19 protein-coding genes and 1 tRNA gene are annotated in these 17,636 nt (G+C 66.1%); 11 read left to right on the plus strand and 9 right to left on the minus strand.

Translation table 11 applies throughout. The features are described from left to right. Positions 1-55 precede the first annotated feature (55 nt). The 3 genes from G9E11_RS14635 (at position 56) to G9E11_RS14645 (ending at position 2,832) form a co-directional block, all read left to right on the plus strand. Positions 56-1,252 (plus strand): glycosyltransferase, encoded by a 1,197-nt coding sequence (locus tag G9E11_RS14635; RefSeq protein ID WP_190606897.1) that lies wholly within the window; start codon positions 56-58, stop codon positions 1,250-1,252. Between the two features lie 144 nt (positions 1,253-1,396). Next, positions 1,397-1,470 (plus strand) — tRNA-Ile (locus G9E11_RS14640). A gap of 171 nt (positions 1,471-1,641) precedes the next feature. After that, complete coding sequence (locus G9E11_RS14645) at positions 1,642-2,832, plus strand: acyl-CoA dehydrogenase family protein (RefSeq protein WP_190606899.1); 1,191 nt, start codon at positions 1,642-1,644, stop codon at positions 2,830-2,832. Between the two features lie 19 nt (positions 2,833-2,851). On the opposite strand, the gene G9E11_RS14650 is transcribed toward G9E11_RS14645, so the two are convergent. Further along, the gene (locus G9E11_RS14650) at positions 2,852-3,385 is read right to left on the minus strand and encodes a M23 family metallopeptidase (RefSeq protein WP_190606900.1); all 534 of its coding nucleotides are present in this window, start codon (positions 3,383-3,385) and stop codon (positions 2,852-2,854) included. 422 nt (positions 3,386-3,807) lie between these two features. On the opposite strand from G9E11_RS14650, the gene rpsB reads away from it, so the two are divergent. The 6 genes from rpsB to G9E11_RS14680 all read left to right on the plus strand — a co-directional run bounded on the left by rpsB (position 3,808) and on the right by G9E11_RS14680 (position 8,788). After that, entirely contained in the window at positions 3,808-4,677 is an 870-nt protein-coding gene (rpsB, locus tag G9E11_RS14655; protein ID WP_190606901.1) for a 30S ribosomal protein S2, read from the plus strand. Positions 4,678-4,803: 126 nt separating this feature from the next. Beyond that, positions 4,804-5,640, plus strand: coding sequence for a translation elongation factor Ts (gene tsf / locus G9E11_RS14660; protein WP_190606903.1), 837 nt, complete (start codon positions 4,804-4,806; stop codon positions 5,638-5,640). A 125-nt stretch (positions 5,641-5,765) separates the two neighbouring features. Further along, a complete protein-coding gene (gene pyrH, locus G9E11_RS14665; RefSeq protein ID WP_190606905.1) occupies positions 5,766-6,503 on the plus strand; it encodes a UMP kinase in 738 nt (245 codons plus the stop codon). A 97-nt stretch (positions 6,504-6,600) separates the two neighbouring features. After that, positions 6,601-7,158, plus strand: coding sequence for a ribosome recycling factor (frr, locus tag G9E11_RS14670; protein ID WP_190606907.1), 558 nt, complete (start codon positions 6,601-6,603; stop codon positions 7,156-7,158). After that, positions 7,158-8,081, plus strand: a complete 924-nt coding sequence (locus G9E11_RS14675; RefSeq protein ID WP_190606909.1) for a phosphatidate cytidylyltransferase — start codon at positions 7,158-7,160, stop codon at positions 8,079-8,081. Before frr ends, G9E11_RS14675 begins: the two co-directional genes overlap by 1 nt. A gap of 119 nt (positions 8,082-8,200) precedes the next feature. Continuing rightward, a complete protein-coding gene (locus tag G9E11_RS14680) occupies positions 8,201-8,788 on the plus strand; it encodes a DivIVA domain-containing protein (RefSeq protein WP_194718170.1) in 588 nt (195 codons plus the stop codon). Positions 8,789-8,818: 30 nt separating this feature from the next. Here G9E11_RS14680 and G9E11_RS14685 read toward each other — a convergent pair whose 3' ends face one another. The 4 genes from G9E11_RS14685 to G9E11_RS14700 form a co-directional block, all read right to left on the minus strand. Further along, entirely contained in the window at positions 8,819-10,285 is a 1,467-nt protein-coding gene (locus G9E11_RS14685) for a sodium/solute symporter (RefSeq protein WP_190606911.1), read from the minus strand. 22 nt (positions 10,286-10,307) lie between these two features. Next, positions 10,308-10,670, minus strand: coding sequence for a DUF485 domain-containing protein (locus tag G9E11_RS14690; RefSeq protein WP_190606913.1), 363 nt, complete (start codon positions 10,668-10,670; stop codon positions 10,308-10,310). Beyond that, complete coding sequence (locus tag G9E11_RS14695; protein WP_190606915.1) at positions 10,667-11,386, minus strand: LytR/AlgR family response regulator transcription factor; 720 nt, start codon at positions 11,384-11,386, stop codon at positions 10,667-10,669. The genes G9E11_RS14690 and G9E11_RS14695 overlap by 4 nt, the downstream gene beginning before the upstream one ends. A gap of 62 nt (positions 11,387-11,448) precedes the next feature. Further along, on the minus strand, positions 11,449-12,645 hold the full coding sequence (locus G9E11_RS14700) for a sensor histidine kinase (protein ID WP_190606917.1): 1,197 nt from the start codon (positions 12,643-12,645) through the stop codon (positions 11,449-11,451). A 163-nt stretch (positions 12,646-12,808) separates the two neighbouring features. Here G9E11_RS14700 and G9E11_RS14705 point away from each other — a divergent pair, with 163 nt between their 5' ends. Both G9E11_RS14705 and G9E11_RS14710 read left to right on the plus strand, forming a co-directional pair. After that, positions 12,809-13,204: a DUF485 domain-containing protein gene (locus tag G9E11_RS14705; protein ID WP_190606919.1), complete on the plus strand. Its 396-nt coding sequence runs from the start codon at positions 12,809-12,811 to the stop codon at positions 13,202-13,204. Next, complete coding sequence (locus G9E11_RS14710) at positions 13,201-14,817, plus strand: solute symporter family protein (protein WP_190606921.1); 1,617 nt, start codon at positions 13,201-13,203, stop codon at positions 14,815-14,817. Before G9E11_RS14705 ends, G9E11_RS14710 begins: the two co-directional genes overlap by 4 nt. A 226-nt stretch (positions 14,818-15,043) precedes the next feature. Here G9E11_RS14710 and G9E11_RS14715 read toward each other — a convergent pair whose 3' ends face one another. From G9E11_RS14715 to G9E11_RS14730, 4 genes are all read right to left on the minus strand, one after another. After that, complete coding sequence (locus tag G9E11_RS14715; protein ID WP_246468940.1) at positions 15,044-15,658, minus strand: hypothetical protein; 615 nt, start codon at positions 15,656-15,658, stop codon at positions 15,044-15,046. Between the two features lie 21 nt (positions 15,659-15,679). Then, positions 15,680-16,084 carry a DUF4383 domain-containing protein gene (locus G9E11_RS14720; protein WP_190606923.1) on the minus strand — a complete coding sequence of 135 codons (405 nt, stop codon included), beginning with the start codon at positions 16,082-16,084 and terminating at the stop codon, positions 15,680-15,682. A 127-nt stretch (positions 16,085-16,211) separates the two neighbouring features. Next, positions 16,212-16,661 carry a hypothetical protein gene (locus G9E11_RS14725; protein WP_190606926.1) on the minus strand — a complete coding sequence of 150 codons (450 nt, stop codon included), beginning with the start codon at positions 16,659-16,661 and terminating at the stop codon, positions 16,212-16,214. 406 nt (positions 16,662-17,067) lie between these two features. Continuing rightward, positions 17,068-17,541, minus strand: coding sequence for an Lrp/AsnC family transcriptional regulator (locus G9E11_RS14730; RefSeq protein WP_111902056.1), 474 nt, complete (start codon positions 17,539-17,541; stop codon positions 17,068-17,070). Positions 17,542-17,636 lie beyond the last annotated feature (95 nt).

A 17,636-nucleotide genomic window follows, 5' to 3' on the forward strand; every position in this document is an offset into this window, starting at 1 on the left:
ACCGGCCGGTGTGGTCAGCCGCAGCCGACCACCATGACCACCAGGAGCTTTCTACGTGACCATGCCCGACGCCCAGCGTCCACTGACCATCCTTATCGCGGCCGACACGTACCCGCCACACGTTAACGGAGCCGCCCAGTTCGGCTACCGGCTGGCCAAAGGCATGACGGCTCGCGGACACGATGTCCACGTGTTGGCCTGCCGCCAGGACAAGGGCAAGAGCTTTACGGAGTTCCGCGCCGAGGCCACTGTCCACCGCCTCCGCTCGCACAGCGTCTTCACGCACGAATACTTCAGGGTCTGTTTCCCGTGGGAGATCAAGAAGGAAATCAGCCTCCTGTTCGACAAGGTCCAGCCGGACGTAGTGCACATCCAAAGCCACTACATGATCGGCGAGCATGTCCTGTATGAGGCAGTGAAGCGCGGCATCCGCATCGTCGCCACCAACCACTTCATGCCGGAGAACCTCAACCCGTTCCTGCCGTTCCCGCAGTGGTTCAAGGACATCATCGGGAAGATCTCCTGGAAGGACATGGGGAAGGTCATGGGCAAGGCGGACGTCGTAACGACGCCCACGCCGCTCGCCGCGAAGGCGATGCACCAGCATGCCTTCCTGCGCAAAGTGCTGCCGCTGTCCAACGGCATCGACTCCGCGGCGTATGAGCCCAAGCCTGACGAAGTCATTGAGCCGCACGAACACCCGACGGTGCTGTTCGCGGGCCGCCTGGCGGAGGAGAAGCACGTTGACGTGCTGATCAAGGCGGTCGCCGCCACCCCAGCGGACCTGAATGTCCATCTTGAAATCGTCGGCGGCGGCGAGGTGCGCCCCTCGCTTGAGGCCCTGGTGGAACAGCTCGGACTGCAGAACCGGGTGAAGTTCCTGGGCCTGGCCAGCGATGACGAACTCCGTGAGGCCTACATCCGGGCCGACTTGTTCTGCATGCCCGGTACCGCGGAACTGCAGTCGCTGGTCACGCTGGAGGCCATGTCGGCATCAACGCCCGTCCTGCTGGCGGACGCCATGGCACTTCCGCACCTGGTGCGCGACGGCGAAAACGGTTACCTGTTCACGCCGAATGACAGCGCGGACCTCGCAGCGAAAATCACCCGGATTCTCCGCCTGCCGGCCGAGGAGCGGAAAGCCATGGGCGACGCCAGCCGCTGCATGGTGGAACCGCACAGCATCGAGGGGACGCTGCAGACGTTTGAGGATCTGTACTACGGGGCGAACTACGAGGACAAGGTCGTTTAGGTCTTGTTCGTCCGGGGCGGGAGTGTCTGAAGTGGTCGGAGGCGCTTCTCCGGTTTGCTAGAGTGAATCTGCCCCGCCGACGACGGACCCTTCCCGGGCTGGCGCTGGCCGGGCGCACCACCCGGTAAAACGGGACGGGTGCACGGGGCTATAGCTCAGCTGGTTAGAGCGCGGGACTCATAATCCTAAGGTCCTCGGTTCAAGTCCGAGTAGCCCTACCTTTAGAGCCCTGATCTGCGTCATCGCGGATCGGGGCTCTTCTTCTTTTCCCGGTTGGTCCGGGGCGCTTTCCCTTCCGGGCTCTGGTGCGATATGTTACTCATCAGTAACAAGCCCTGCTGGCAACGGCCTTCCTACGCCGCGGCCGCCGGTCACGCCGAAGGAGTGCCATGTCCGCCACTGAATCAGACATCAACAACCTGCCCTATGCCGATGGCGACTTCTTCTCCTTCGAGCAGCTGCTGACTTCCAAGGAGCGGGACAGGCTGGCTGAGGTCCGCTCTTTCCTGGCCCGGGAAGTGAAGCCGATAGCTGTGGACTGCTGGAACCGCGGCGAATTTCCCATGGACCTGATTCCCAGGCTGGCCGAGCTCGACCTCGTCAGCCCCGTGCGGCGCCAGGGCTATTCCAATCTGTTTGCCGGCATTGTGCATGCGGAGGTTACCCGCGCGGACACGTCCATCGCCACCTTCATGGGGGTGCACGACGGGCTTTTCACCGGCTCCATCGAAGCCCTGGCTTCCCGGGAGCAGCAGGATGCCTGGCTGCCGGACATCTACTCGCTACGCAAGATCGGGGCCTTCGGGCTGACGGAGCCCCTAGGTGGTTCCGACGTCGCCGGTGGCACCCGCACCACCGCAAGGCGGGACGGCGACCACTGGATCCTCAACGGCGCCAAGCGCTGGATCGGCAACGCAACATTTTCCGACTGGGTGGTGGTCTACGCGCGCGACGTGGCCGACAACCAGGTCAAGGCTTTCCTTGTGGACACGGCGCTTCCGGGGTTCACTGCAACGAAGATTGAGAACAAGATCTCGCTGCGGACCGTGCAGAACGCGGACATCACCCTCGACAACGTGGTGGTGCCGGACTTCTTCAAGCTGGCCAACGCCAACAGCTTCCGCGATACCAACAAGGTCCTGAAGGTCACCCGCCTCGCTGTGGCCTGGCAGGCGGTGGGCCAGCAGCTGGCCGCCTTCGACGTGGCCCGGCGCTACGCCGTGGAGCGGCACCAATTCGGGCGCCCGCTGGCTTCCTTCCAGCTGGTGCAGAGCCAGCTGGTCCAGATCCTGGGGAACACGGTCAGCTCCATGGGCATGATGGTGCGGCTGGCCCAGCTCGAGGATGCCGGCCAGGCCAAGGATGAGCAGTCAGCCCTCGCCAAGGCCTTCACCACCGCACGGATGCGGGAAAGCGTGGCAATCGGCCGCAGCCTGCTCGGCGGAAACGGCATTGTGACGGACTTCGAGATGGCAAAGATCTTCGCGGACGCCGAGGCGATCTACTCCTACGAGGGCACCCACGAAGTCAACACGCTGGTGGCTGGCCGGGCCATCACCGGCGTCTCCGCGATCGTCTAGTCCGCGACCGACTGGCAGGTCAGTTCAGCGGCAGCAGCACCGAGGGCCGCAGGTCCAGAATGAAGGACAGCGGATTGAGGTACTCTTCTCCGCGGCGGACGCCCCAGTGCACGCAAGGTGAAGAGCCGCAGTGGCCGGCCAGCAGGGTGCCCACCACGGCGCCCTTGGCCACGGAAGCGCCCTTTTTGAGCGTGCTCCGCACCGGTTCGAAGCTGCTGCGCAGGCCATTGCCGTGATCAATGGTGAGGACGGGCCGGTCCACCACCACGCCCACAAAGCTGACGGTGCCGGACTCCGGGGCGGTGACCGGACCGCCGTCGGATGCTGATCCAAGGTCAACACCCCGGTGCCCGCTCAGCCACGGCTTGTCCGGAGGGTCGAACGGGCGCAGGACCGCCGGCCGTGGTGCAAGTGGCCAACTCCAGCCCGCCGGGGCCGGCGCAGTGGCCCGAGCGGGTGAAACCGGTGGTAAAGCAGAAGGCGCGGGTGCGACGGAAGGTGGGGCGGCCGCCGTCGTGAGCAGGAGCAGCGCTGCCATTGCGTGGGCTCTCATGTCCCCAGCATGGGCGCCCGATCCGCTGGCCGGAACGGGGCCTCCGGCCTATGTGGAAAACGCCGCCCGGCGCGGCAGGACCGGTGCATTTGCTGCAGTCCGCTGTAGTACACTTGGTGGAGCAGTTTGCTGTGCCCTCAACGCATTCCATTTCGTGGCTAGCGTCAGCACGCCCCATTCAGGAGTGCGGGGGAGCAGCAGCTGACTACGCGTATCCAGCCCTCCACCACCGGTAAGCAGTTGCTTGCTGCTGCGGAGGATTGTGCCTCTTGCGGTCAGGCCCGGCAACGGTCCTGATGAGGGGCGCAATGGATGCCAGGAGCCTGTGCCCGCCCGGGTAAGGCTAAATAACCGTCAACTATTGGCAGGGTAAGAGCGGCCGCGGCCGCTCTCATGAATGACCTGCCGGAAGGAGCGTCGGCATGCCCGTCGTAACCATGCGCCAGCTGCTTGACAGCGGCGTCCACTTTGGACACCAGACCCGCCGTTGGAACCCGAAGATGAAGCGCTTCATCTTCACCGAGCGCAACGGCATCTACATCATTGACCTCCAGCAGTCGCTGTCCTACATCGACCGCGCCTACGAGTTCGTCAAGGCCACCGTTGCCCACGGCGGCACCGTGCTGTTCGTCGGCACCAAGAAGCAGGCTCAGGAAGCCATCGCCGAGCAGGCCACCCGCGTTGGCCAGCCGTACGTCAACCAGCGTTGGCTCGGCGGTATGCTCACCAACTTCCAGACTGTTGCCAAGCGTATCCAGCGCATGAAGGAACTCGAAGAGATCGACTTCGACGACGTCGCCGGCTCCGCGTACACCAAGAAGGAACTGCTGCTTCTCCGCCGCGAGCTCACCAAGCTTGAGTCCAACCTCGGCGGTATCCGCAACCTGACCAAGGCACCGTCCGTGCTGTGGGTTGTCGACACCAAGAAGGAGCACCTGGCTGTTGACGAGGCCAAGAAGCTCAACATCCCGGTTGTTGCCATCCTGGACACCAACTGCGATCCGGACGAAGTCGACTTCCCGATCCCGGGTAACGACGACGCCATCCGCTCGGTGAACCTCCTGACCCGCGTTGTTGCTGACGCCGTTGCTGAGGGCCTCATCGCCCGCAACCAGCGCGCAACCGGCACCACCGAGACCCCGGAAGAGCCGCTGGCTGAGTGGGAGCGCGAGCTCCTCGAAGGCAGCAAGACCGAGGAAGCTCCGGCTGCCGAGGCTGCTCCCGCCGCAGAAGATGCTCCGGCCGCAGAGGAAGCCCCGGCTGCTGCCGAGGGCACCGACACCGCGAAGTAATAACTTCATCGGGATTTCCGGGCGCTGTCAGCAGCGTCCGGGCAACTGACAGGATGGCCGCTCACCAGGTGAGCTGCCGTCCTGTCGGTCCGTACACACGAAAATTTTCTAGACAGAGGGGTTCACATGGCGAACTACACTGCCGCTGATATCAAGGCTCTGCGCGAGCGCACCGGCGCCGGCATGATGGATGTCAAGAAGGCTCTCGACGAAGCCAACGGCGACGCCGAGAAGGCGATCGAGATCATCCGCATCAAGGGCCTCAAGGGTGCCACCAAGCGCGAAGGCCGCTCCACGGCCGAGGGCCTGGTTGCTGCCAAGGTCGAGGGCGGCGTCGGCGTAATGATCGAGGTCAACTGCGAGACCGACTTCGTTGCCAAGGCTGACAAGTTCATCCAGCTGGCTGACAAGGTGCTGGCCATCGCCGTCGAGTCCGGCGCTGCCGACCTCGAGACCCTCCTCGCCACCGATGTTGACGGCAAGCCGCTGTCCGAGGTTGTCGTCGAAGAGGGCGCTATCCTCGGCGAAAAGGTCGTTGTCCGCCGCATCTCCCGCATCGAGGGCGCTACGGTCGACGCTTACCTGCACAAGACGTCCAAGGACCTCCCGGCCCAGGTCGGCGTCCTGTTCGCTGTTGACGGCGAAGGCGAAGCAGCTGCCACCGCCGCACACGATGTTGCCGTTCACGTTGCAGCCATGGCTCCGAACTACCTCTCCCGTGAGGACGTTCCGGCCGAGCTCGTCGAGTCCGAGCGCCGCATCGCCGAGGAAACCGCAAAGGCCGAGGGCAAGCCCGAAGCTGCGATGACCAAGATCGTCGAAGGCCGCGTTACCGGCTTCTACAAGGGTGAGGTCCTGGTTGACCAGGCCTTCGCCAAGGACGCCAAGAAGTCTGTGGCGCAGGTCCTCGAAGAGGCCGGCGTCAAGGGAACCGCGTTCACGCGTTTCCGCGTCGGCTCCTAGTCTGACAAGCAAGGGGGTGGCCACTTCGGTGGCCGCCCCTTTTGCATGCACCGGCCACATAAGAAATATGAGCGCTGGCCGGATGCGCGATAACCTAGCTCAGAGTTCACCAACCGGAAGGCACCATGGAAGCCGTCAATACTCCCGTCCAGTCAGAGAAGAGCAGGCGCCGGGTTCTCCTGAAGCTGTCCGGTGAAGTCTTCGGCGGCGGCAAGCTGGGCGTCGACCCGGACACCGTTCGCGCAGTGGCCAAGCAGATCGCTGCCGCCGTTCCCGACGTCGAGGTGGCGATCGTGGTTGGCGGCGGCAACTTCTTCCGCGGTGCCGAGCTGTCCCAGAGCGGGATGGACCGTTCGCGTGCCGACTACATGGGCATGCTGGGAACCGTCATGAACTGCCTCGCCCTGCAGGACTTCCTGGAGCAGGCCGGTGTTGAAACCCGGGTCCAGAGCGCCATCACCATGGGACAGGTGGCCGAGGCCTACATTCCGCGCCGCGCCATCCGCCACATGGAGAAGAACCGCGTGGTCATCTTTGGTGCGGGCGCAGGCCTGCCGTACTTCTCCACGGACACCGTGGCCGCCCAGCGTGCACTCGAGGTGCACGCGGACGTGGTGCTCATGGCCAAGAGCGGCGTGGACGGCGTGTATACCGCCGACCCGAAGAAGGACCCGAGCGCTGAGAAGCTGGAAAAGCTGAGCTACGACGACGCACTCCGTCGCGACATCCGCGTCATGGATCAGACCGCCATGACCATGTGCAAGGACAACAAGCTCTCCATGGTGGTGTTCGGCATGGAAGGCGAAGGCAACGTCACTCGCGCCATCCGCGGTGAGAAGCTGGGAACGCTGGTCACGCCCTAGTTACAGCTAGGATATTTCTAGGACGGTTCCGCCCACGGGGCGGGACCAGGATTGTGAAATGCCCGGTTTGCCGGGAACCGATTTCTGAGGAGAGACCGTGATCGAAGAAACCTTGCTCGAAGCCGGGGACAAGATGGACAAGGCTGTTGAGGTAGCCAAGGAAGACTTCGCCTCGATCCGCACCGGCCGCGCCACCCCCGGCCTGTACAACAAGGTCATGGTGGATTACTACGGCACCCCCACGCCGCTGCAGCAGCTGGCATCCTTCGCGGTTCCCGATGCCCGCACCATCCTCATCACCCCCTACGACAAGACCGCACTGCGCGACATCGAACGGGCACTGAGCGACTCCGAGGTCGGCGCCAACCCGTCCAACGACGGCAACGTCATCCGCATCACCATCCCGGAGCTGACGAAGGAACGCCGCAAGGAATACGTCAAGATCGTCAAGTCCAAGGGTGAGGACGCCAAGGTGTCCATCCGCAACATCCGCCGCAAGGCCAAGGAAACCCTGGACCGCCTTGTCAAGGATGGGGAAGCCGGCGAGGACGAGGGCACCCGCGGCGAAAAGGAACTCGACGTGATCACCAAGCAGCACGTCGAGGGAATCGACGAGCTCCTCAAGCGCAAGGAAGCTGAGCTGCTCGAGGTCTGATGGGCCAGGCACAGCAGGCCCCCGGTGCGCGGGCCCGAACCCGGACCCGCCAGCCTAGGCCCAACCCCACCCCCGGGGCAGGGCGAAACCTTCCGGCGGCCATCGCCGTGGGCCTGGCCATGCTCCTGGCGGTGCTCGGCGGGCTGCTCTTCCTGCCGCTCGGCTTTGTCGCCGTGGTTACCGCCTTCGCCGCCTTCGGCGTGTGGGAGGTCTTCCGCGCGCTCGAAGCCAACGGCACACGCCTGCCCATCGTGCCCGTCATGGTGGGCACGGTGGCCATGCCGTTCTCGGCCTACTTCGGCGGGCTGGAAAGCCTGCTGTTCGCGATGCTCGCCAGCAGTGTGGCAGCGCTGCTCTGGCGGTCCGTGGAAAGCGCAACCGGTTCGGCCCGCAGCATTTACGCCGGAGTGTTCACCCTCGCCTGGGTGCCCTTCCTGATCAGTTTCGCCGCGCTGCCGCTGCACGTCGAAGGCGGCGCCTCCCCGGTGGGCCCATGGCCCGGCGGAACAGTGCCGGAGGGCGCCTGGCAGATCGTCATCCTGCTGCTCCTGGTGGTTTCCAACGACACGTTCGGGTACCTCGTAGGCGCTCGGCTGGGCAAACACCCGATGGCGCCAAAGATCAGCCCGAAAAAGTCCTGGGAGGGTTTTGCCGGATCCATCGCGGGCGCCATGCTCGTCGGGATCCTGGCCAGCATCTTCCTGCTGAACAAGCCCTGGTGGGTGGGGGTTGTGCTGGCCATCGGCATGGTTGCGGCCGCCACCGCCGGCGACCTCGCCGAATCGATGGTCAAACGCGAGCTCGGCGTCAAGGACATGAGCAGCATTCTGCCAGGACACGGCGGGGTGATGGACCGGCTCGACTCGATCGTGTTCGCCTCGCCGGTGGCCTTCATGCTGTTCGTCCTGTTCTCCGGGGCCTGAGTTTTCCCCGGACCTGCTTTTCCCAGCAGGGCGTCCCGGCAGGTGCCTCCGGCGCCCGGCCCTCCGCAACGCCCTAGAATAATGCGGTTACGACCCGCCGAAGAAGTATCGAAGGAAACATGGTGAGAGTGGACAGCAAGCGGCAGATTCCGGCGTCGTTCGAACGCGTGGCGCGGACGGAGTACGGTTACAACGCCAAGCAGGTGGACCAGTTCCTGCAGCAGGCCCGCGTATCACTGGAGACGCCCGAAGCGGCCGCCCACCCCCTCAAGAGCGCCGACGTCCGGTCCGTGTCCTTCGACCCCATCAAGGGCGGATATTCCGCCACCGCCGTTGACGCCGCCCTGGACCGTCTCGAAGACGCCTTCGCCCGCCGGGAGCGGGACGACCTCATCGCCGAACGAGGCGAGGACGCCTGGCTCCGGCAGATCGGGCAGCTTTCCGGGACGCTCCGCGGCCGCCTTCACCGGCCCGACGGCGAGAGGTTCCGCCGCCCGGTCAAGAAAAACGCACGCAGCTACAACACCAAAGACGTGGACGCCCTGTGCCAGGATCTGATCGGCTACCTGGAACAGGACAAGCCCCTCAGCGTCGACAACGTGCGCCGGGCCGTTTTCCGGCCTGCCGCCGGCAAGGACGGCTACGAGGAGACCCAGGTGGACGCCTTCCTTGACCGTGTGGTCGAGTTGATGGCCGCCATCGACTGACGGCCCGGCCCATCAGTGTCGGCTGGCCGCTCAGCGTTCCGTAACCAGCGGCCGCTCTGGCGTGTGCAGCCTGGTCATTACCCTGGTGATGGTCCGCGGCATCCGGGAACTGGTGGCACGCGACGTCAGGACCATCACGGTGAAGGCTGCCGGCACGGTCCATGCAGCGGGCTGCGCCAGCCACGGCGGCGTTCCCGCTACGCCGAGCACTGTCCCCGCCACCATGGCGCCGCCGCACAGCAGGCCGCCGGTCACCATCCCGGCGATGGCACCGGCGTCGGTCAGGCCGCGCCACCAGATGCCGAGCAACAGGACCGGGCAGATGGTGGACGCCGTAAAGGCGAAGACCAGGCCCACGCTCCCGGCGAGGGCCAGCGAGTCCGTCATAAGCGCCAGGCCCAGCGGAACGGTGATCGAGACCAGGGCCGCTACCCGGAAGCCGCGCACACTGCCGCCCAGCACGTCCTGGCTGATCACGCCGGCCAGCGAGACGACCAGCCCCGACGTTGTGGACAGGAACGCGGCGAAGGCCCCCGCGACGACGAGCGCGGACAGCAGCTCGCCGGCCGGGCCCCCGACGAGACGGCCCGGAAGCAGCAGCACCAGGGCATCTGCCTGCCCCGCTCGTGCCAGGTCCGGGGCGAACAGACGCCCGGCCAGTCCGTACGCCGTCGGAAACAGATAGAACACAGACAGCAGGCCCAGCACGATCAGCGTGGTCCGGCGCGCCGATTGGCCGTCGGGATTGGTGTAGAAGCGGACCAGGACGTGCGGCAGTCCCAGCGTTCCGAACAGCAGGGCGACGAGCAGTGAGATGCTCTGGTAGGGGCTGGCCGGATTCGCCCCGCCCGGGTTCGTGGCCACTGCCGGCAGTGCGGGAGCGCCATCCTCCGCCAGCACCAGCAAAATGAAGATGAGGGGCACGGCCAGTGCCGTAAGCTTCAGCCAGAACTGGAAGGCCTGGACGAAGGTGATGGAGCGCATGCCGCCGGCCACCACGGTGAGGCACACCACCACCACGACGGCGGTTGAACCGGCCCAGGACGGCAGGCCAGTGGTGGTCCGGATGGTCAGGGCAGCGCCGTGCAGCTGCGGGACGATGTAGAGCCAGCCCACCACGACCACAGCAAGGCTGGTGACGCGGCGCACGGCCCGCGAATCGAGCCTGGCCTCGGTGAAATCGGGGATGGTGTAGGCACCGGAACGCCGGAGCGGCGCGGCCACGAACAGCAGAAGCATCAGGTAACCGGCGGTGTAGCCCACGGGGTACCACAGGGCATCCGTGCCGGACAGCAGGATCAGGCCGGCCACGCCCAGGAAACTCGCGGCGGAAAGATACTCTCCGCCAATCGCCGACGCGTTCCACCAGGGCGGCACGGTGCGGGAGGCGACATAGAAGTCCCCGGTGGTGCGGGAGATCCGCAGTCCGTAGAAGCCGATCACCGCCGTCGCCACGGAAACGGCGGCCACCGCCGCGATGCCCACTGCCGGACTCACCGGAGCATCACCTTCCGGAGCATTACTTTCCCCCTGCGAGGTCGCGGTAACGGGCTTCGTTCCGCGCCGCACTGCGGATGTACAGCCAGGCGCTGATCCCGGTCACGGGGTAGATCCCGGCGCCCAGCAGGAGCCAGTCGAACGGGATCCCGGCAATCCGTGTCTGGGCCAGGCCCGGTATGGCGGCAAGCAGCAGCGGAAAGGCGCCGAGGATCAGCAGGAAGCCGCCAGCCACTACCAGGGCAAGCCGAAGCTGGGAGCGGATCAGCGAGCGGACGAACACCTGGCCGACGGCCGACTCCTCGGCGGACTCGCGCGGCTCGGCCGAGGAGTCGGCCGAAAAGCGGGACGCCGAACGGGGCGCCGTGACCCTGACGCGCGTCATGCCTGCGGCCGGATCCTGGTTGCCTCAAGCTTCTCGCGGACGGCCGGCAGGTGCCGCCGGCTGATCGGCAGTTCGGCGTCCTCGACGGAGACGCTGGGGCGGACCGCGGCGAGCTTGAGGTGGGAGACGTGGGCGAGGGCTACCAGATAAGAGCGGTGGGTGCGGATGAAGCCCGCGTCCGACCACTGCTGTTCCAGGTCAGCGAGGGGAACCCGGATCAGGTAGCTGGCATCGGCGGTGTGGAGCCGGGCGTAGTCACCCTGCGCCTGGACGTACGTGACGTCGTCGCGCCGGATCATCCTGGTGGTGCCGCCCTGGTCCACTGTAATCATTTCCGGCGTGGCACCGCCGTCGCGGATCAGTTCACTGATCCGGCCCACGGAGCGGGCCAGCCGCTCGGCCCGGACGGGTTTCAGCAGATAGTCCACGGCCGCAAGTTCGAATGCCTCCAGCGCGCAATCCTCGTCGGCTGTCACGAAAACGACGGCGGGCGGGCGGCTGCTGCGGGAAATGGCGCGCGCGATGTCCAGGCCTGACACCGCCGGCATGTGGATGTCCAGGAAGACGGCGTCCACCGCCTCGGCTTCGAGGACCCGCAGCGCCTCGGCGCCGGAGGAGGCGCGCAGGATGGTGCCGATCCTGTCGTCACGGCCCAGGAGGAAGGCAAGCTCCTCAACTGCGGGCAGTTCGTCGTCGGCGACGAGAACGTTAATCATGGTCCTAGATTATCTGTCGGGCCCGCTGCTCCGGGCTTAGGAAACCTCCGGCGCGAACAATTTCACGCATCATGGTCCGGCTGGGACTTGGGGACCCGCATGGTGATGAGCGTGCCCTCGCCGGGGGCCGTCTCGATCACCAGTCCGTGGTCGTCGCCGTACACCTGCCGGAGCCGGGCATCGACGTTCCGCAGGCCCACGTGCTCACCGTCCACGTGGCCGGCCAGCATTGACTGCAGCTGCACCGGATCCATGCCCACGCCGTCGTCCTCGATGGTGACCTCCGCGAACGCACCCGAGTCGTTCGCGGAGATGGTGATGTGCCCCGGACCCTCCTTCGCCTCCAGGCCGTGCCGGACCGCATTCTCCACGAGCGGCTGCAGGCTCAAAAACGGGATCACTGTGCTCAGCACCTCCGGGGCGATCCGCAGGCTGACCTGCACCCGCTCGCCGAACCGTGCCCGCTCCAGCAGCAGGTACCTGTCGATGCACCGCAGCTCCTCGGCCAGCGTGGTGAAGTCCCCGTGCCGCCGGAACGAGTACCGGGTGAAATCCGCGAACTCCACCACCAGTTCGCGCGCGCGGGCCGGATCGGTGTTGATGAAGGAGGCGATGGCGTTCAGCGAGTTGTAGATGAAGTGCGGGCTGATCTGGGCGCGGAGGGCCCGCACCTCCGCCTCCATCAGGAGCGTCCTGGAGGCGTCCAGCTCGGCCAGCTCCACCTGTGCGGCCACCCAGTCGGCCACTTCGGTGGTGGCACGCACCAGCCCTGCGCCCGCCTGGGGTGCGAAGGCCGCCACGGCTCCCACCACGCGCGCGCCCGACCGGACAGGGGCCACGACGGCGGCGGCGACGGATCCGGACTTGGGGAAGTGGAGCTGCAGGTCGGCGGCGTTGAACACCTGGGTCCTGCCGCTCGAGAGCACGTCCGCGGCGAGCGCCATCAGACCGGGACGCAGCTCCTCGGCGGTCCCGTCCCAGGCCAGTACGCCGGAGACATCCAGAATGGCCAGCGCGTCACAGCCAAGCAGGCCCCGCAGCTGGCGGCTTGCCTTGGCCGCACCCGCCGGGTTCAAACCAGTCCGCAGGTGCCGTCCGGCTTTCGACGCGGCGTGGAGGGTGTTGTAGGTGGCCCGCTCGGCGTCGGTGCCCAGCTCGCGGAAGGAGCGCAGCACCTTGAGTCCCACGGCGACGACGACGGCCACCGCGAGCGCGATGACGGCCACGGCGGCCACGGAATAGAGAGGGGAGTCCGGCATGCTGCCAGCGTAGCGCGTGCCGTTTGGCGCAACAGCGACGCCGTTGGCCGACCGGAAAAGCGCAACCACTGGAATACCGGCCCCGCCGCGGCGCACAGTGATGACAGTCACATTGGCTGGTGCAGTGCGGCCGTGTGGGAGTCAGTCTCAACGAGGAGGAATGATGGGTAATGATGCCCCAACCCCGGCCGCGGCGGCGTCCGCGGACTTCGAGGAAGTCCAGGCCACGCAGCAGTTCCAAGAACTGCGCAAGCGTCACCGCAGCTTTGTGTTTCCCATGGCCATCGCGTTTCTGCTCTGGTATTTCGCGTACGTCATCCTTGCCGCCTACGCCGTGGACTTCATGTCCACCAAGGTGTGGGGCAACATCAACGTCGGCATCATCATGGGACTGCTGCAGTTCGTGACCACCTTCGCCATCACCGGCTGGTACGTCAGCTACTCGAACAGGCGCCTGGACCCGATCGCCGCGGACATCCGGCACGGCATTGAGGGCCACGAGTATGACAAGTCCGGCATCAGCGCGCCGGGCAGCTCAATAAGCGGTGAAGCAAAATGATCACCATACCCGCAGCGGTTGACGTCGCCGCACTCAAGGACACCACGCTGCTGAACATGGGCATCTTCGCCCTGTTCGTCGCCGTCACCATGGTCATCGTTCTCCGGGCCAGCCGGAACAACAAGACAGCCGCCGACTACTACGCCGCCGGGCGTTCGTTCACCGGCTCGCAGAACGGCACCGCCATCGCCGGTGACTACCTGTCGGCGGCCTCCTTCCTGGGCATCACCGGCGCCATCGCCATCAACGGCTACGACGGCTTCATGTACTCCATCGGCTTCTTGGTCGCCTGGCTGGTGGCGCTCCTGCTGGTGGCGGAGCTGCTCCGGAACACGGGCAAGTACACCATGGCCGACGTCCTGTCGTTCCGCCTTCGGCAGCGCCCGGTGCGCATCGCGGCCGCCATCTCCACCCTGGCCGTCTGCTTCTTTTACCTCCTGGCCCAGATGGCGGGCGCCGGAAGCCTGATCTCTCTCCTGCTCGGCATCAGCGACTGGGGCGGACAGGCCCTGGTGATCATCGTCGTCGGCGCCCTGATGATCATGTATGTCCTGATCGGCGGCATGAAGGGCACCACCTGGGTCCAGATCATCAAGGCCTGCCTGCTCATCGCCGGTGCCGCCGTCATGACACTCTGGGTCCTGGCCATCTACGGGTTCAACCTCTCCAGCCTGCTGGGCGGCGCGGCCGAGGCGGCAAACAACCCTGCCGTGCTCAACCCCGGCCTGCAGTACGGCAAGACAGAAACGTCCAAGCTGGACTTCATGTCCCTGGCCCTGGCCCTGGTGCTGGGTACGGCCGCCCTGCCGCACGTGCTGATGCGCTTCTATACCGTGCCCACGGCCAAGGAAGCCCGCAAGTCGGTCGTATGGTCCATTTGGCTGATCGGGCTGTTCTATATCTTCACGCTGGTCCTCGGCTATGGCGCCGCTGCCCTGGTGGGGGCGGACACCATCAAGGGCGCCCCCGGCGGCGTCAACTCGGCAGCGCCGCTGTTGGCTTTCCACCTGGGCGGCCCGTTGCTGCTGGGCTTCATCTCGGCCGTGGCCTTCGCCACGATCCTCGCCGTGGTTGCCGGCCTCACGATCACTGCCGCCGCCTCGTTCGCCCATGACATTTATGCCAACGTCATCGCGAAGGGAAAGGCCGACGCCGACACTGAAGTTAAGGTGGCGCGCCGCACTGTGATCGTCATTGGCATCCTCGCGATCCTGGGCGGGATCTTTGCCAACGGCCAGAACGTGGCCTTCCTGGTGGCGCTGGCGTTCGCCGTGGCCGCCTCCGCCAACCTGCCCACCATCATCTACTCCCTGTTCTGGCGCCGGTTCACCACACAAGGTGCGGTCTGGAGCATGTACGGCGGGCTCGCATCGGCCATCATCCTGATCGCGCTGTCACCGGTAGTGTCCGGTGGCGCGACCTCCATGATCAAGGGCGCCAACTTCGCCGTCTTTCCGCTGAGCAACCCGGGTATCGTGTCCATCCCGCTCGCCTTCCTGCTGGGCTGGCTCGGCACGGTCGTGGACAAGAGGCGGGAGGACCGTAGCAAGCAGGCGGAGATGGAAGTCCGGTCGCTGACCGGTGTCGGCGCCGAGAGGGCCGTGGAGCACTAGCCGCTTCCCGTTCGCTCAGACTCCGTCCCCGGGTAAAACCTGAGCCCCGGTGAAGCCTGACAACAGGCAGGAGCCCCCGCGTACGCGCGGGGGCTCCTGCCTGGCCTGCCGCCGTCTTGCCTGCCGCCGTCTTGCCTGCCGCCGTCGTGCCTGCCGCCGTCGTGCCTGCCGCCGTCGTGCCTGCCGCCCTCGGGCTGGGCACTGTCGGGGGTAATAGGCCTGCAACTCAGGGCGAGTGGTGGCTCCCGGTGTGTTCACCGTGCGGCACAGCGAACTGGCCCGCCGTCGATGCGGCGAGTCCCGGCGTCGTGATGGCGGCAACCAGCACTGCACCGGCGAACGCGGCGGCGAGGAGCGTTCCCGCGCCCAGGCGGCCCGATGTGTTCTGGCCCGGTCCGCCGGAAAGATTGGGGGACCTGCGGCCGAGCCATGACGTGGCCGCGAGGATCATGAGGGTCAGCAGCAGGCCGGCGAGGTGGCTGATGCCCAGGCCGGCCATGCCGCTCCCTGCGGCCAGGACAATGGCCGCCACGTGCGCGGCGGCTGCGGCGGGCAGCAGGAGAGCGGAGACCCGCGGCATCGGGAAACGGTTCCTGCTCAGCCCGGCGACCGTCCATCCCAGCAGCGCTGCACCCCAGAGCAGGGCGGCCGCCGCGCCGGCCGCCCTGCCGGGAAAGTCAGTGCCGGGAAAGTCAGTGCCGGCGGCAGCAAACAGGCTGGAGGCGACGGCGAGGTTGACCGCTGCGGCGCCGAGGCCGGCAAAGCCGACGAAGAGCCTGACAGCATCGGAACGGGACATTCCCTGCGTTGCCGGAACAGCCGCGATAGCCTGGCTGGTCATCATTTTTTGGCGCGGGGTCGTCTAGGCGCGGGCCGTGGCGGGGACCTTGTCCAGAGACAGGCCGACGCCGAGCAGCAGGACCGCGCTCGCCAGGTGGAGAACATTGTCCGCGCCGTTGAGGGCAATGATGTTCAGGGGCGAGCTGAGCAGGAACAGGCCGAGGATGCCCACGAGCAGGTACACCGCACCCACCGCCGTGTTGATGGTGCGCGCCATCTGGACATCCTTGACTCCGGCGTAGAGGAGAGCGGCGCCGATCGCGAGGTGGATCACGTTGTGCAGGGGGTTGACCTCGAAGATGACCAGGGTGGAGCCCTCAGTGGAGAAGAAGCCGACTCCAGACGTCACGGCGAAGCCGACGAGTCCCACCAGCAGGTAGACGGCTCCGAAGACAGTGGCGATAAGACGGTTAGGTGAGTTGCGCATGGCCCAAATTCCTTCCGGTTGCTGGCCGGGGCAGTTGCCCTGGCCAGATTTGCGGAGCCCCGGCTGGGACTCTCGGAAGCAATTCGGGTCAGGTACGCGCTTGGATGGGTGCGCGGTCAGATGAGGGTCAGGCCTTTGGCCGGAGCTTGATGGTGACCAGCTTCAGTTCGTCCTTGCCGGCGAACCGGTACGCCATTTCGATGTCCTTGCCCTGGCATTTGATGAGCCCCGCGACATCCGCAATGTTGTTGTCGTTCTGCGTGCTGACTTTGAGGTCGTCGTAGGCCGCGGTGCAGGACGGGTCCAGCTGGAGGCTCTTGACGCCTGACGCAAACTCCTCGCGGCTCAGCTGCTCCTTGAGGCTCGGGTCCATGTAGTCGTTGTAGGCCTTGTCCGTGTCGCCGGCGATAACCAGCTTGGTGAAGTTGTCCGCCAGGTCCCCGGCCTGCCGCGTGGACCCGCCCACCAGGTTCACCAGGAGCAGGACCCCGACGATCACCAGCAGGAGCACGCCTGCCACGATGCCCACCACGATCCAGAGGCCCTTGCGGCTTTTGGCCGGGGGCAGGCCCGGCAAGCCGAACGGGGAAGGCGGAAGGGCCCGCCGGCCCTGTCGTTGCTGTCGGCCTGGTTGGTAGGGGCCGGGCTGCTGCGCGCCGGGTTGCTGTCGGCCGGGTTGGTAGGGGCCGGGCTGCTGCGGACCGGGTTGGTAGGGGCCGGGCTGCTGCGGACCGGGTTGGTAGGGGCCGGGCTGCTGCGCGCCGGGTTGCTGTCGGCCGGGCTGGTAGGGGCCAGGCTGCTGCGGGGGGAGCGGGGGATTGCTCAACGGTGGGCCTTTCCGGCACCGCACCAGCGGCGCTCCAACTAACGGGGCACAGCCGGCGCCCGGTCACTCTTGTGGAATAGCCTATAGCGCCCGCGCTTTTGCATCGAAACGCCAGGAACCGTGATGATTTTGCGTCGTTACAGACGGCCAGGTGCACCTAGTCTTCAGATGAGTTGCGCTCAAGCAATGGCTGGATCCGGAAAGGTATCAGTTCGCCCATCGCCAGGGCGGTGTCGGTCCTTTCGACGCCGTCGCAAGCCAGGATCTTCCCGTTGATCCGGAAGAGGTCTTCGGCGTCCAGTGCCACCACTCGCAGCAGCAGGTCGGCCGAACCCGTCAGTCCGTAGCCCTCGAGGATCTCCGGCACGGCGGCCAGCTCCTCGGCGAGCGAGCCGAGCTTTTGCTGCTGGACATGGACCGAGATGAAGGCCATCAGCGGATACCCCAGGGACACCGGATTGATGCGCCGCTCGAACGACAGGAAAGCGTGCTTCTTCTCGAGTTGGGCCATCCGCGCCTGGACGGTGTTGCGGGAGAGGCCGAGCTTCTGGGCCAGGGCCACCACAGTGCGGCGGGGGTCCTGTGCCAAGGCGGAGAGCAACCGTGTGTCTGTGCCATCCAAAGCTTGCATAATGCGCAAGGCTAGCACGGTCTGAGGCCGCCAAACAGTGCATTGTGCTCAGTTTTAGGCATGGTGGTTGTACCACTTGAGCATTGTGAGTATGG

The sequence above is a fragment of the Arthrobacter ipis genome (assembly GCF_014694315.1).
GTDB classification, from domain to species: Bacteria; Actinomycetota; Actinomycetes; order Actinomycetales; family Micrococcaceae; genus Arthrobacter; species Arthrobacter ipis.

Coding starts and splice junctions, on each gene's coding strand:
- G9E11_RS14730 (WP_111902056.1), bottom strand. CDS start 17,541: ATGCAAGCTTTGGATGGCACAGACACACGGTTGCTCTCCGCCTTGGCA.
- G9E11_RS14645 (WP_190606899.1), top strand. CDS start 1,642: ATGTCCGCCACTGAATCAGACATCAACAACCTGCCCTATGCCGATGGC.
- tsf (WP_190606903.1), top strand. CDS start 4,804: ATGGCGAACTACACTGCCGCTGATATCAAGGCTCTGCGCGAGCGCACC.
- G9E11_RS14690 (WP_190606913.1), bottom strand. CDS start 10,670: ATGACGCGCGTCAGGGTCACGGCGCCCCGTTCGGCGTCCCGCTTTTCG.
- pyrH (WP_190606905.1), top strand. CDS start 5,766: ATGGAAGCCGTCAATACTCCCGTCCAGTCAGAGAAGAGCAGGCGCCGG.
- G9E11_RS14675 (WP_190606909.1), top strand. CDS start 7,158: ATGGGCCAGGCACAGCAGGCCCCCGGTGCGCGGGCCCGAACCCGGACC.
- G9E11_RS14710 (WP_190606921.1), top strand. CDS start 13,201: ATGATCACCATACCCGCAGCGGTTGACGTCGCCGCACTCAAGGACACC.
- G9E11_RS14715 (WP_246468940.1), bottom strand. CDS start 15,658: ATGACCAGCCAGGCTATCGCGGCTGTTCCGGCAACGCAGGGAATGTCC.
- G9E11_RS14680 (WP_194718170.1), top strand. CDS start 8,201: ATGGTGAGAGTGGACAGCAAGCGGCAGATTCCGGCGTCGTTCGAACGC.
- G9E11_RS14700 (WP_190606917.1), bottom strand. CDS start 12,645: ATGCCGGACTCCCCTCTCTATTCCGTGGCCGCCGTGGCCGTCATCGCG.
- G9E11_RS14650 (WP_190606900.1), bottom strand. CDS start 3,385: ATGAGAGCCCACGCAATGGCAGCGCTGCTCCTGCTCACGACGGCGGCC.
- rpsB (WP_190606901.1), top strand. CDS start 3,808: ATGCCCGTCGTAACCATGCGCCAGCTGCTTGACAGCGGCGTCCACTTT.
- G9E11_RS14720 (WP_190606923.1), bottom strand. CDS start 16,084: ATGCGCAACTCACCTAACCGTCTTATCGCCACTGTCTTCGGAGCCGTC.
- G9E11_RS14705 (WP_190606919.1), top strand. CDS start 12,809: ATGGGTAATGATGCCCCAACCCCGGCCGCGGCGGCGTCCGCGGACTTC.
- G9E11_RS14695 (WP_190606915.1), bottom strand. CDS start 11,386: ATGATTAACGTTCTCGTCGCCGACGACGAACTGCCCGCAGTTGAGGAG.